The following is a 12652-nucleotide window of genomic DNA, read 5'->3' on the forward strand; positions in this document are numbered from 1 at the left end:
CTAGATTCGGCTATCGCTAAAAAAGAATTAATCTAGTTTATCGGTCAATTTCTGAAACACTGTTTTTGGATTTTTATTCTCATAAAGCACCTCGTACACAGCATTTAAAATTGGTGTTTTCGATTTTTTCTTGTGCTTGGAAACGATCAGGTGTGCACTATTGGTAGCATAGTAGCCTTCGGCCACCATTTTCATTTCCATCATAGCACTTTTTACGGTATATCCTTTCCCGATCATATTGCCAAACATACGGTTACGGCTAAAAACAGAATATCCGGTCACCAGTAAATCGCCCAAATAGGCCGAATTGTTAATATTCCGTTTCATTTTATGCACCCGTTTAATAAAGCGTTTCATTTCGCGGATAGCATTGCTCATAAGGACACTTTGAAAATTGTCCCCATAGCCAAGGCCATGGGCAATTCCCGCTGCAATGGCGTAAATATTTTTCAACATAGCGGCGTATTCCGTCCCTACAATATCATCGGATATTTTTGTTTTGATGTAGTTGCTGCTCAGGTGTTGGGCAACCAATTCTGCCTTTTCCATATCAGAACAGGCAATGGTTAAATACGACAATCGCTCTAAGGCTACCTCTTCGGCATGGCAAGGACCGGTGATAACACCGATATTGTCATAGGGAACACCGTAGTTTTCATGAAAATGCTGGCCGACAATTAAACCAGACTCCGGAACAATACCCTTGATAGCAGAAAAAATGGTCTTTTCTTTGATATCTACCCTTAGTTGCTGCAATTCTTTGTCTAAAAAAGCAGATGGAATCGCAAAAATAAGCACATCGGCATTGGCAACGGCAACATTTAGATCGTCGGTCAATTCTAATTGCTCGGTGTGAAATTCTACGGAACTTAAATAATTTGGATTGTGCCTTTGTGTTTTAATGTGGTTGATGGCATCGGTGTTCCGCATATACCAATTGACGGTATCTGCATTTTCAGTTAACATTTTAACAATGGCCGTGGCCCAACTGCCACCTCCCAATACTGCAAATTTTATATCATTCTTCACGCTATTAGTTTTTGTATAAATCTAAATCCTTCCAAAAAAGGGGAGTAGTGTGGATAAATACCTTTACTCCATTCTAAATTTATAGTTTCTATTTTAAATGTTCTTTCCTAAATCCTTGTTCTTTGCCACGCCGAGAGCAGTGGTAAGACATTTCTTAGTATTTAATTTTAGCACGGAAGTAAAAATTCGGAATGCTTCCCATGTGCTTATATTTTTTGTAAAGGTAATTTTATTTAGCAACGGCAATGTAGTATTGTTTTTTTAACAATCAAAGGGACGAGTCACGAAGGTTTATAGCGCCTTAAAAATAGCGGCAATGTGGGGATCAATATTCCTGTTTTGTAGGCAAGGAAGTTGCTATTTCTACCAGACTACAAGGTCTTGCCATGTTTTTCAGGAAGATATAGGAAAACCTTAAGTCGCTTTTATCAATTAAACCAAATTTGGAAAACAAGGATCAATCAATGTTTTTACTCCCTATAAAGTACCATGGGATAGCTTCTTATCTATTGAGATTTAAGGTATTAATTGGTTTTTAACAAGAACATAGTTCAAAAAAGGCCAAAATCGAGTATTTTTGCCGGCTTAAAACTATGTTGTGAAGAATTATTTGAACTTATTCGATTTTAGTCAGAAAATAAACTATAAAAATGAAGTTTTAGCGGGGCTAACGGTTGCCATGACCATGATACCAGAGTCTCTTTCCTTTGCTATTTTGGCAGGCTTATCTCCTTTGACGGGACTTTATGCTGCCTTTTTAATGGGGCTTGTAACGGCAATTTTTGGCGGGAGACCAGGGATGGTTTCTGGTGGTGCAGGTGCTACGGTAGTGGTTTTAATCGCTTTGGCTGCCTCTCACGGGGTAGAATATCTGTTTGCGGCGGTAGCTTTGGCCGGAGTGCTGCAATTATTAGTGGGGGTGTTTAAGTTAGGAAAGTTTGTTCGCCTAATTCCGCAACCAGTGATGTTCGGATTTTTAAACGGACTTGCCGTGATCATTTTTATGGCACAGGTAGCGCAATTTAAGACAGTAGAAAACGGTATAGAAGGTTGGATGGAAGGCTCGGCTCTATATATCATGGCTGGCTTAACCCTATTAACCATTGCAATTGTAGCCTTATTACCTAAAATTACCAAGGCAGTGCCTGCTTCCTTGGTCGCCATATTGGTGGTATTTGGTATTGTGTATTCTTTTGATATTGATACCAAGAAAGTAATGGATATTGCTTCGGTAAGTGGTTCCTTGCCTTCATTTCATATCCCAGAAATCCCTTTTACTTTAGAGACCTTGATGATTATTTTTCCATACGCATTGATAATGGCAGGTGTTGGACTCGTTGAGACGCTTTTGACCCTAAATATGGTCGATGAAATTACCAATACTAGAGGGCAATCTAACAGGGAAGCGGCTGCACAAGGTATTGCCAATGTTGTCAATGGTTTCTTCGGCGGTATGGGAGGATGTGCTATGGTGGCCCAAACCTTGGTGAACGTCGGATCGGGAGCAAGAGCACGACTATCCGGAATTATAGGGGCCTTGACTATATTGGTGATTATTTTGGTAGGGGGGCCTCTCATAGAGCAGATCCCAATGGCTGCTTTGGTAGGGGTAATGATGGTGGTAGCTATAGGTACCTTTGAGTGGGTGAGTTTCAAAATCATCAATAAGATGCCCAAACACGATATTTTTGTGTTGGTATTGGTCGCTGCCGTGACCATTGTGTTGCACAACCTGGCGCTAGCGGTATTGATCGGTGTGATAATTTCTTCCTTGGTATTCGCCTGGGAAAGCGCAAAACGTATTAGGGCCAGAAAGCATGTCGATGAAAATGGGGTTAAACACTATGAAATATACGGTCCGCTTTTCTTTGGTTCTACCGCTACATTTCTCGAAAAATTTGATGTGGCCAACGACCCCGATGAAGTTGTAATCGATTTCAAGGAGAGCAAGGTGGTCGATATGTCGGCCATAGATACGCTGAACAAAATCACTGCACGCTATCAGAAAGAAGGCAAAAAATTACACCTGAGACATTTGAGCGCCGACTGTTTAAAGTTATTGACAAATGCAGATAGTATTATTGACGTCAACATTATCGAAGACCCTACCTATAAGGTGGTTGTAGATAAGATCTAAACGTAGATGTCCTAAAAATAAAACGCCCGTATCTTCTGGATATGGGGTTTTTTATGCGGTTGAAACAGCGTTTTTAGGCGTTCCCCTATCGGGTCGCTCTTGCCGCTGTATCTTTTTTAAAGGCCCCACGGCCCTCTAAAAAAGGATGCCGCTGTAATAGGACCGTTCTAGCAAATGTAACGATTTACATTTGTAGTAAGGGTCCAGTTGGCGCGTTGGCCATGGAAGTAGAGATTTTCAATTAGCAATAGACAATGAAATTAAAATCTAAATACGGTCAATGCTAATTTGGCATGGACAGGAATACAGGGAGCCATTAACAATAAAAAAAGTAATCAGTAAACGGTAACCAGTTGTCAGTGCTGTACGCCCCTATTTTAGGTTGACCAATTAAAAGTAAACGCACTTCAAAAAGTTACTATCCGATATATATAAAATAGGATCTTTCAAAATTATTGCTGTCTCCCTATTCTTTTCTGTACGGGCACGAGCGTGACGCTCGCGCTAGCGCGCCGAAAACAGCATCTACAATCTACCGGAAACTAAAAACAAACCTCTCAGAAGTCAGGTATGACTGTTTTTGGGTTGTAGTCAAGAATACCCTTTTAAGTCTGGATTCTTTAAACAATGATTAATAAAAGCTGTTCTTTAACACTGAAATCAATATTTAAAACCTGACAACGTTTATCAGGGAGGTACAACTCTTTTTTTATTGTTAATTGCTAATTGTTTATTGTTCACTGAGAAGCGTTAGGGATAGCGGCGGCATCCCCGCAGCGGAGCAAGGGATATAGCCAATAGCCCGCCCGACGCAGGAGGGAACGCCCTAATGATTATGCTAAGGGCTATGGAACTAATACAAGGTACGGACCAACTCTTATATCCTAAAAGTTTTGACTTTATTTCGTGACTTTGGAGTAAAAAAAATGGGTTTGTTACCAACGCGCCGTTGCAACAAACCCATGTACTTGTAAAAATGTTATTTTTATAGCGATCTTAGATACTCGGCCAATGATCTGGCATCGTCTTCAGATAAGTTTTGGTTAAGCATAATAGCATTGTTGTACTCCTTTAATAGGGCCTTTGCAATAGGGTCTTCCTTAAGCATGCCATCAGGATTCAACATCATGTTCATCACCCATTCTGGGCTTCTTCTCTCAAAAACACCTTTAAGGGCAGGACCGATTAAACGTTGGTCTACCATATGACAGGCTACACATGCACTATTAAATAATTTTTTTCCTTTTGCAGCCAAATCAGCATCGATAGCCTCTGGAAAAGAGATAGATTTGATAGGGCCCACACCCTTGTTGCTCATGTCTACAGGAACACCTTCGCTTACCGTAGTAGTCTTCACTTCCTTCTTGGTACGGTTCATTTCAAAGCCGCCCTTTTTTTCCTCTTTTTTTTCTCCACAGCTGGTCATTAAACCAACCAATGCTAAAGCAATAAATATTTTTCTCATCATTTTAAGTATTTCGCCACTAATATAGCAAATAGATTAATTATGGAAGTTCTTCTATGAATTTTAACGCTCTTTTTTCAGTATAAGTGACGTTGTTCTGATCATAAAATCCAACATGCCCTCCATAAAGCGGTACCTCTAGGTGTAAAAAGTTGTTGCGGTCTACTTCTTGGTAGGGGTAACATTGATTCCCTAAAAAGGAATCGTTTTTGGCATTGATCAATAAGGTAGGGACTGCTATGGCCTTTAAAAATTGTCGGGAACTGCTTTGTTGGTAGTAATCCATAGCATCCTTAAAGCCATGGGCCTTACTGGTGTAAATATCATCGAAATCCTTAAGGGTCACAATATTGGCAATATCCTGATCCGAAATCTTATCGGGGAATTGAGATTGTTTTATTTTAAGCTTTTCTACCAAGTTTTTTTTAAATCGCAGGGCATAGAGGGCATTCTTAGGTTTTAAGAGTTCTACGAGCGATGAGTGTAAGTTACAAGGGACAGAAACGGCAATAGCCGCCTTAATTTCCTTGGGAATGGCTTTTTCCTCCCCTAGGTATTTTAAGACCACATTTCCACCTAGGCTAAAGCCTTTTAAATAGATATGGTCATAATTTTTTTTGTGCAATAGGTATTCTACCACTGCGGCCAGATCTTGGGTCTCTCCAGAATGATAAGATCTAAACAGCCTATTGGTTTCTCCGCTGCACCCTCTAAAATTTACGGCACAAACATCTACGCCATTTATGTTGAACTGTAGGGCGCTGCCACTAATGTATGGTCGCTGGGCATTGCCTTCCAAACCGTGCAAAAGTATGGCCACCCTATGGGTGGGATGGGTGGCAAAACTCCAATCTAAATCCAAAAAATCGCCATCCTTCAGCCTTATGCGCTCCCGTTCTTGAACCAGACCGTTGACCCTTCTTACCATTCCCGAGTATATCGTAGAAAAATGGCCGTTCTTAAACAAGAAAGGTGGGTTGTAATGTGTGGGATGAATGGGCATCTTTATGGTTGTATTGTTTTTATAGGTCTCATAAAAAGAAAGGCTTCTTTTAATTAGTCCAGTTGTCTGGGATTATTTTGGATAGGTTTCCAATAATTTATGCTGTTCTTCTATGGCGTCTCTAAATTCAGTTTTTAAATTTTTCACCAAATCTGCTACGGTTTCGACAGATTCTATGGTGGTGACCCCTTGTCCGGCAGACCAGATAGTTTTCCATGCCTTGGCTTCGGTATCGAGCTCTTTGCCAAAATCTATCTTGGTATCTTTTTTTAGATCTTCTTCGGTAATTCCGGCAGCTTTTAAACTTGCCCCTAAAAAGTTGGCATGTACTCCAGAGACTGCGGCGGTATATACCACATCACTGGCGCCAGCCTCCACAATCATTTTTCGGTATTCGTCTGTAGCATTGCTTTCTTTGGTATTGATAAAACGGGTCCCCATATAGGCTAAATCTGCCCCCATTTGCAAGGCAGTTGCAATGTCTCGGCCAGTGCTGATACAGCCCGAGAGCAATATGGTTTTGTCGTAAAACTTTTTTATCTCGGCCACTAACGACATGGGGTTTATTGTACCCGCATGGCCGCCTGCACCGGCAGCAACCAATATTAATCCGTCTACCCCGGCCTCGGCAGCCTTTTCGGCATGTCGCTTCTTTATGATATCATGAAATACCAGTCCGCCATAACTGTGAACCGCATCTACGAGTTGGGAAACCGCCCCTAAAGAAGTGATGATTAATGGCACCTTATGTTTTATACAGACTTTTAGATCGGCTTCTAACCTGGGATTGGTAGGGTGAACGATCAAATTTACGCCAAAAGGCGCTGCCTTTTTACCCGTTTCGGTTTCAAAACTTTTTAAGGCTTCCTTAATTTCTATAATCCATGCCTCGAACCCCTCGGTGGTACGTTGGTTTAAGGCAGGAAAAGTACCAACAATACCATTTTTGCAGCATTCTATAACCAAATTCGGGCCAGAGATAAGAAACATAGGTGCCGCAACGGCCGGTAGGGATAGGTCTTTTATAAAAGATGCTTTTGTGCTCATGTTGGTGTATGGGTTTAACAGATTAATAAAAATGCTTCGCAGAAGTTAGTGAGTAAAACTGTCCTTCTTTCACAAAACTATAGTATTTTTGAAAATATTATGCGTGCATAACAAATGTAATAAATAAAAAGATGTATTTAAAAGATTTTGAAATCCGATGGAGTGATGTCGATGCCAACCGGCATATGGCAAATTCTGCGTATTTAAATTTTATGAGTCACACTCGAATGGCGTTTTTATTAGAGCTGGGCTTCGATCAAAAGACGATGGCAAGGCATAACCTAGGTCCGGTCGTGTTTCATGAGCATATGTATTACTTTAGAGAGGCCTTTTTGGGCAAGCCGGTCAAGGTATCCCTAGAGCTTATGGGCTTAAGTGAAGATGGAATGTTTTTTGAATTTCATCATGATTTTTATGATGACAAGGGGGTGAATTTTGCCCACTGTGAAGTAATGGGGGCCTGGATAGATTTAAAAACTAGGAATTTGACCCCCTTGGAAAATAATTTTTTGGAGGCCTTTAATAAGGTGCCCAAGGCAGAAGGATTTAAGGCACTGACCAGGGAAGATACCCGAAAATTTGGTCGCCGACCTAAGGAGTTGGTTTAGGGGGCTTGCTCACTAAATACACCCCGACTATGACCAAAACAATGGCTATTATTTTTATAAAACTTAGTTGGTCCTTACCCGTTCCTATGGCAAACATAATACCTACTAGGGGCTGTATATAGGTAAAGACCCCAACCGTAGAAGCCTTTAGCTGGGTAAGGGCAAACACATTAAACAAGTAGGTTAAAAAGGTGGTCCCAATAATGACAAAAAGGATGGCTCCAATAATGTCCATAGGCAATTGTTGCCAGGCTATTTCCGAAAATTCCGAATAACTAAGGGGTAGGGTAATTAAAAATCCTATCGTAAACAGCCATTTCATAATGGTCATTGGATGGTATTTTTTCAATAAACTTTTTACCAATAGGAGGTAAAAGCCAAAGCTTATGGCGTTTACTAAAAAGAGAAAATTGCCCAAGGGAATATTAGGGGCGTCTTGTTTTACTTTTACCCCGAACAATATAAGGGCCAAAGCCCCAATAAGGCCCAAAAGCACCCCAAACCCCTTTTGTAAGGTTATTTTTTCCTTGATCAGTATTGCCGATAAAACCACTACGATAATAGGGGTAATCGTGGCGAGAACAGCACTGTTGATAGGGGTAGACAAGGAGAGTCCCTTAAAAAAGGACAGCATGTTAATGGCCATTCCGAAAATGGCGCATAGGAATAATCGCCCCCAATCTTTTTTGGCTATTTTTTCCTTTGGTCCCCAAAAGGATATTGCCCAGAAGAGTGCGCTAGCTCCCAAAAGGCGTAATAATATAAACCCAAAGGGTTTTACATGGTCGGGCATCACTCCCTTGGCAATGGTATGGTTTAAGCCATAAATAATGCTGGCACCAAAGGCTGCCAATAGCGCTAGTGTTCTTTTGCTCACGAATGGATTTTTTCCTTTGCCTTTGCAATGGTCGATTTGCTATTGCCAATAAAAATAGCATCCTCCATTAGAATAACAGGGCGTTTTAAAAAGGTATACTGTTCTAGTATCAATGCTTTGTAGTCTGTTTCGGTAAGATTTTGATCCTTCAGTTTCCGCTCTTGATAGAGTCGCGCCCTTTTACTGAACAAACTCTCATAACTTCCCGATAATGCTACCATGGCTTCAAGCTGTTCGGGTGTTATCGCTTCGGTCTTTATATCCTGAAGTTCAAAATCCTCTAAAGGCTGCAGTTCTTTGAGGATCCTTTTACAGGTGTCACAACTGCTCAAGTGAAATATTCTTTTCATTTAAATTGATGTTTAATTTTTTATTTTTCACATTTTTCCATGCCAAACGGAGGTGTTTTGCTAAAAGCAATATGGATAATGCTAATTTTAGGGTACAAAGAAACCTAATTTCATCGAATTGCACTATTTTTAATGCTTAGACTAAAGTTATAATCACAGAAAAAGCTAGCATTGGAAAAGGTATTTGATATTTCGCTGAAGAATAGAAAATTATTATATAAGTTTTTAAAAGAAACCCCTAAGGAAAATCTATTGGAAATCCCGAACGGATTTCGCAATAATATCTGGTGGAATATTGCCCATGTGGTAGTCACCCAACAGTTGTTGGTCTATAAGTTAGGAGGTCAGCAAATGAGGGTAGAGGAGGCCTTGGTCGATAAGTTTAAAAAAGGCACCGCTCCCGACGGTACAGCTACCGATGAGGAGATAGCACTGATAGGGGATTTATTGATCTCTACCGTAGAGTGGGCAAAAAAGGATTATGAAGATGGCATTTTTACGACCTATAACACCTATGCCACTAGTGTAGACGTAACCTTGGAAAAGGTAGAAGACGCTTTGGCCTTCAATAATTTTCACGAGGGGATTCACCTTGGTGCCGTTCTTGCCCTATCAAAAGTTGTTGGGGGTAAGGCTAATTAAGATTTTATTTTTAAGGACAAATAGGGTTTTATCTCTTGAAAGGGAAGGTTTAATAAAATAGGGCCATCAGCATAGGAGGCTACTTCGTACTGTTCGTAATACAGTTGAAGGCCTTCTTTTGTAAAACCAATATTTTCCGGAAGATAAAATACATTGTTTTCGAACATAAAACCGGTAGTATTTATAGACTTGCCAGAGGGAATTTTTTCTTGTTCTCTAAATTTCAATTCGGCATACAACCGAAATTGATCCAAGTCTTCAATAAAATCCAACGTGTTAACTTCTATGTTTTTTTTCTTGTCGAAGTTAAAAAATTGGGTAGAAGTATACCCATGGGCCCCTCCGGTAAAGGAATAAGAGTTGAGCTGGATCGTAATGATATTGTCGTCTTCGAAAGTGATGGCTCCATCAATAATGGCTTCCCAACCAACAGGTTCGTCGGCATACAGTTTTTTGATGTCCGAGAATCCATTGTTAAAAGAGCGAATAGCCTCTTCTATGGTGGATGGTTCAAACGCATCATCATAGGATAACATGGAAATAACCTCCTCTTGTAGGGTATTATTAATGATAGTGGCTAGGGCTTGGTTTTCTAGTGCCTTGGGGATATGAATACTAACTTTAGGGCAGTTGTCACAACTTGCCTCCTTAAATTCTAAAGGCTCAAAAACAAGTTTGTCCTGGTTGGTACAGCTCCAAAAAATCAGTGGAAGTAACAAAAACGCTAATTTAGTGTTCATAAAATAAAGATGTATATAAAGCTACAAAGCTACAACATCATTACAATCTCTAAAAGATAAAGGTAGAATTGTACAATTAAAGTGACTATGAGTAAAGAGCAATTAAAGTTTAACAGTAAAACCATCCATGGAGGGCAATTTCCGGACAAGGCCTATGGCGCAGTAATGCCTCCCATTTACCAAACCTCGACCTATGCCCAAAGTACCCCTGGGGGTCACAAGGGATATGAGTATTCTAGGAGTGCCAATCCGACCAGATCGGCCTTAGAGAATTCCCTGGCAAGTATAGAGAACGGAACTTATGGTCTGGCATTTGGAAGCGGTTTGGCCGCCATAGATGCTGTTATTAAACTATTGTCGCCTGGTGATGAGGTTATATCTACCAATGACTTGTATGGGGGAAGTTACCGTATTTTTAAGAGGATTTTCGAAAACTACGGCATTGTATTCCATTTTGTAGGGATGCAAGATGCCTCGGCAATAGCGCAGTATATCAATAAGAACACCAAGCTTATCTGGGTAGAAACCCCTACCAACCCTATGATGAACATCATAGATATCAAGGCTGTTGCGGCCTTGGCGCAAAAAAATCAAGTGTTATTGGCAGTAGACAATACCTTTGCGACGCCTTATTTACAGTTGCCCCTAGATCTAGGGGCCGATATTGTAATGCATTCCGCTACCAAATATTTAGGAGGTCATAGCGACGTGGTGGTGGGAGCCCTAGTCGTAAAAGACAAGGAATTGGCCGATAGATTATATTTTATACAGAATGCCAGCGGTGCCGTTTGTGGTCCAATGGATAGCTTTTTGGTTCTACGGGGCATCAAAACCTTGCATATAAGAATGCAGCGGCATTGTGAGAACGGAAGGGCTGTGGCCGAATTTTTGGCGAAGCATCCCAAAATAGAAAAGGTGTATTGGCCCGGATTTGAGGACCATCCAAACCACCATATAGCAAAAAGTCAGATGAAGGACTTTGGGGGCATGATTTCCTTTGTTCCCAAAAATGGCAGCTATAAAGAAGCTATCGCCATCGTAGAAAGACTTCAGTTATTTACCCTGGCCGAATCCCTGGGAGGGGTGGAAAGCTTGGCAGGGCATCCGGCAAGCATGACCCATGCCAGCATACCTGCAGAAGAGAGAGAAAAAAGTGGCGTTGTAGATGCTTTAATTCGATTAAGTGTAGGAATTGAAGATCATGAGGATTTGATTGCTGATTTAAATCAAGCAATTCAATGATTTTCTTAGCGAATTTGCATGTAAAATGCGTATACGTTATTAAAAATACATAATTTTGTTAGTCAACAAACTCAATATTATATAAATCAACAGATAGTTAATTTTTTATGGAAGAAAGAATAAATGCATTTATGGAAGGGGTAATGGCACGTAATAGTCATGAACCAGAATTCATACAAGCTGTACATGAAGTAGCGGAAACGGTTATTCCTTACATTGCCGAGAATGATATTTATAAAGGTAAAAGCATATTAGAAAGAATGGTCGAGCCAGAAAGGTTGATCTCTTTTAGAGTTGCTTGGGTTGATGATAATGGAGCAGTACATGTAAACAGAGGATATAGAGTTCAAATGAATTCGGCCATTGGACCGTATAAAGGCGGATTGCGTTTTCATCCTACCGTAAATGCCAGTGTTTTAAAATTTCTCGCTTTCGAGCAAGTATTTAAAAACAGTCTAACGACCCTGCCTATGGGGGGTGGTAAAGGGGGATCAGATTTTGACCCCAAAGGAAAGTCAGACGACGAGGTAATGCGTTTTTGCCATGCTTTTATGTCCGAGCTTTCTAGACATATTGGTCCAAATACCGATGTACCTGCAGGGGATATCGGGGTAGGTTCTCGAGAAATCGGTTTCTTGTTCGGAATGTATAAAAAGATCCGTAACGAGTTTACCGGGGTGTTGACCGGAAAGGGACTTTCTTGGGGTGGTTCTAAAATTAGACCAGAAGCAACAGGTTACGGTACGGTATACTTTGCACAAAGTATGTTAGAAACCAGAAACGAGACCGTTTCAGGAAAAACCGTGGTGATCTCTGGTTCTGGAAATGTGGCGCAATATGCCGCGGAAAAAGTTATCCAAATGGGTGGTAGGGTAGTTACCTTATCAGATTCTAGTGGATATATCTATGATAAAGACGGACTCGATGATGAGAAACTTGCCTTTGTTATGGATTTAAAAAATAACAGACGTGGTAGAATTTCTGAATATATCGAGAAATATCCTTCGGCAGAATTCTTTGAAGGGAAAACACCTTGGGAGGTAAAGTGCGATATAGCACTTCCTTGTGCTACCCAGAATGAATTGGATGGTAAAAATGCAGAGACTTTATTGAAAAATGGCTGTATTTGTGTGGCAGAAGGTGCTAATATGCCCTCGACACCAGAAGCGATCCATGAATTTCACAAGGCTAAAATTTTATTCGCACCAGGGAAAGCTTCCAATGCCGGTGGGGTAGCCACTTCAGGATTGGAAATGTCCCAGAACTCTTTGCGTATCAGCTGGACCCGTGAGGAAGTAGATGAAAGACTTCAAAAAATTATGAGCGATATTCACGATTCTTGTATCAAATACGGAAAAGAAGAAGATGGATATTGCAATTATGTAAAAGGAGCAAATATTGCCGGTTTCGTAAAAGTAGCCGATGCTATGCTGGCCCAAGGCGTTATTTAATTTCTTTTAAATCTATACATCCACTTGGATACAATTGTATAAGACCTGTTAGGGACCTCCC

The 12652-nt window shown here is 40.6% G+C and carries 12 protein-coding genes; 5 read left to right on the top strand and 7 right to left on the bottom strand.

Going from position 1 to position 12652, the window contains the following annotated elements:
• Positions 1–27 precede the first annotated feature (27 nt).
• The gene (locus tag BUA16_RS04100; RefSeq protein WP_072763369.1) at positions 28–1029 is read right to left on the bottom strand and encodes an NAD(P)H-dependent glycerol-3-phosphate dehydrogenase; all 1002 of its coding nucleotides are present in this window, start codon (positions 1027–1029) and stop codon (positions 28–30) included.
• Positions 1030–1627: 598 nt separating this feature from the next.
• On the opposite strand from BUA16_RS04100, the gene BUA16_RS04105 reads away from it, so the two are divergent.
• Positions 1628–3166 carry a SulP family inorganic anion transporter gene (locus BUA16_RS04105; RefSeq protein WP_072763370.1) on the top strand — a complete coding sequence of 513 codons (1539 nt, stop codon included), beginning with the start codon at positions 1628–1630 and terminating at the stop codon, positions 3164–3166.
• 985 nt (positions 3167–4151) lie between these two features.
• Here the strand turns inward: BUA16_RS04105 and BUA16_RS04110 are convergent.
• The 3 genes from BUA16_RS04110 to BUA16_RS04120 all read right to left on the bottom strand — a co-directional run bounded on the left by BUA16_RS04110 (position 4152) and on the right by BUA16_RS04120 (position 6681).
• On the bottom strand, positions 4152–4631 hold the full coding sequence (locus BUA16_RS04110) for a c-type cytochrome (RefSeq protein ID WP_072763371.1): 480 nt from the start codon (positions 4629–4631) through the stop codon (positions 4152–4154).
• 40 nt (positions 4632–4671) lie between these two features.
• The gene (locus BUA16_RS04115; protein ID WP_072763372.1) at positions 4672–5634 is read right to left on the bottom strand and encodes a YheT family hydrolase; all 963 of its coding nucleotides are present in this window, start codon (positions 5632–5634) and stop codon (positions 4672–4674) included.
• 72 nt (positions 5635–5706) lie between these two features.
• Positions 5707–6681: an NAD(P)H-dependent flavin oxidoreductase gene (locus BUA16_RS04120; RefSeq protein WP_072763373.1), complete on the bottom strand. Its 975-nt coding sequence runs from the start codon at positions 6679–6681 to the stop codon at positions 5707–5709.
• 131 nt (positions 6682–6812) lie between these two features.
• On the opposite strand from BUA16_RS04120, the gene BUA16_RS04125 reads away from it, so the two are divergent.
• Positions 6813–7289: an acyl-CoA thioesterase gene (locus BUA16_RS04125; protein ID WP_072763374.1), complete on the top strand. Its 477-nt coding sequence runs from the start codon at positions 6813–6815 to the stop codon at positions 7287–7289.
• On the opposite strand, the gene BUA16_RS04130 is transcribed toward BUA16_RS04125, so the two are convergent.
• Both BUA16_RS04130 and BUA16_RS04135 read right to left on the bottom strand, forming a co-directional pair.
• Positions 7273–8166 (bottom strand): DMT family transporter, encoded by an 894-nt coding sequence (locus BUA16_RS04130; protein WP_072763375.1) that lies wholly within the window; start codon positions 8164–8166, stop codon positions 7273–7275. The two genes, BUA16_RS04125 and BUA16_RS04130, sit on opposite strands and share 17 nt — an antisense overlap.
• A complete protein-coding gene (locus BUA16_RS04135) occupies positions 8163–8516 on the bottom strand; it encodes an arsenate reductase family protein (protein ID WP_072763376.1) in 354 nt (117 codons plus the stop codon). Before BUA16_RS04135 ends, BUA16_RS04130 begins: the two co-directional genes overlap by 4 nt.
• A gap of 171 nt (positions 8517–8687) precedes the next feature.
• Here BUA16_RS04135 and BUA16_RS04140 point away from each other — a divergent pair, with 171 nt between their 5' ends.
• The gene (locus BUA16_RS04140; protein ID WP_072763377.1) at positions 8688–9158 is read left to right on the top strand and encodes a DinB family protein; all 471 of its coding nucleotides are present in this window, start codon (positions 8688–8690) and stop codon (positions 9156–9158) included.
• On the opposite strand, the gene BUA16_RS04145 is transcribed toward BUA16_RS04140, so the two are convergent.
• A complete protein-coding gene (locus BUA16_RS04145) occupies positions 9155–9898 on the bottom strand; it encodes a DUF3298 and DUF4163 domain-containing protein (protein WP_072763378.1) in 744 nt (247 codons plus the stop codon). The two genes, BUA16_RS04140 and BUA16_RS04145, sit on opposite strands and share 4 nt — an antisense overlap.
• An 87-nt stretch (positions 9899–9985) precedes the next feature.
• Here BUA16_RS04145 and BUA16_RS04150 point away from each other — a divergent pair, with 87 nt between their 5' ends.
• Positions 9986–11140: a cystathionine gamma-synthase gene (locus BUA16_RS04150; RefSeq protein WP_072763379.1), complete on the top strand. Its 1155-nt coding sequence runs from the start codon at positions 9986–9988 to the stop codon at positions 11138–11140.
• A 107-nt stretch (positions 11141–11247) separates the two neighbouring features.
• The gene (gene gdhA, locus BUA16_RS04155) at positions 11248–12591 is read left to right on the top strand and encodes an NADP-specific glutamate dehydrogenase (RefSeq protein WP_072763380.1); all 1344 of its coding nucleotides are present in this window, start codon (positions 11248–11250) and stop codon (positions 12589–12591) included.
• The last annotated feature ends 61 nt before the right edge of the window (positions 12592–12652 follow it).

The organism is Arenibacter nanhaiticus, from assembly GCF_900141935.1.
Taxonomy (GTDB): Bacteria; Bacteroidota; Bacteroidia; order Flavobacteriales; family Flavobacteriaceae; genus Arenibacter; species Arenibacter nanhaiticus.

Coding starts and splice junctions, on each gene's coding strand:
- gdhA (WP_072763380.1), top strand. CDS start 11,248: ATGGAAGAAAGAATAAATGCATTTATGGAAGGGGTAATGGCACGTAAT.
- BUA16_RS04125 (WP_072763374.1), top strand. CDS start 6,813: ATGTATTTAAAAGATTTTGAAATCCGATGGAGTGATGTCGATGCCAAC.
- BUA16_RS04120 (WP_072763373.1), bottom strand. CDS start 6,681: ATGAGCACAAAAGCATCTTTTATAAAAGACCTATCCCTACCGGCCGTT.
- BUA16_RS04110 (WP_072763371.1), bottom strand. CDS start 4,631: ATGAGAAAAATATTTATTGCTTTAGCATTGGTTGGTTTAATGACCAGC.
- BUA16_RS04150 (WP_072763379.1), top strand. CDS start 9,986: ATGAGTAAAGAGCAATTAAAGTTTAACAGTAAAACCATCCATGGAGGG.
- BUA16_RS04145 (WP_072763378.1), bottom strand. CDS start 9,898: ATGAACACTAAATTAGCGTTTTTGTTACTTCCACTGATTTTTTGGAGC.
- BUA16_RS04115 (WP_072763372.1), bottom strand. CDS start 5,634: ATGCCCATTCATCCCACACATTACAACCCACCTTTCTTGTTTAAGAAC.
- BUA16_RS04135 (WP_072763376.1), bottom strand. CDS start 8,516: ATGAAAAGAATATTTCACTTGAGCAGTTGTGACACCTGTAAAAGGATC.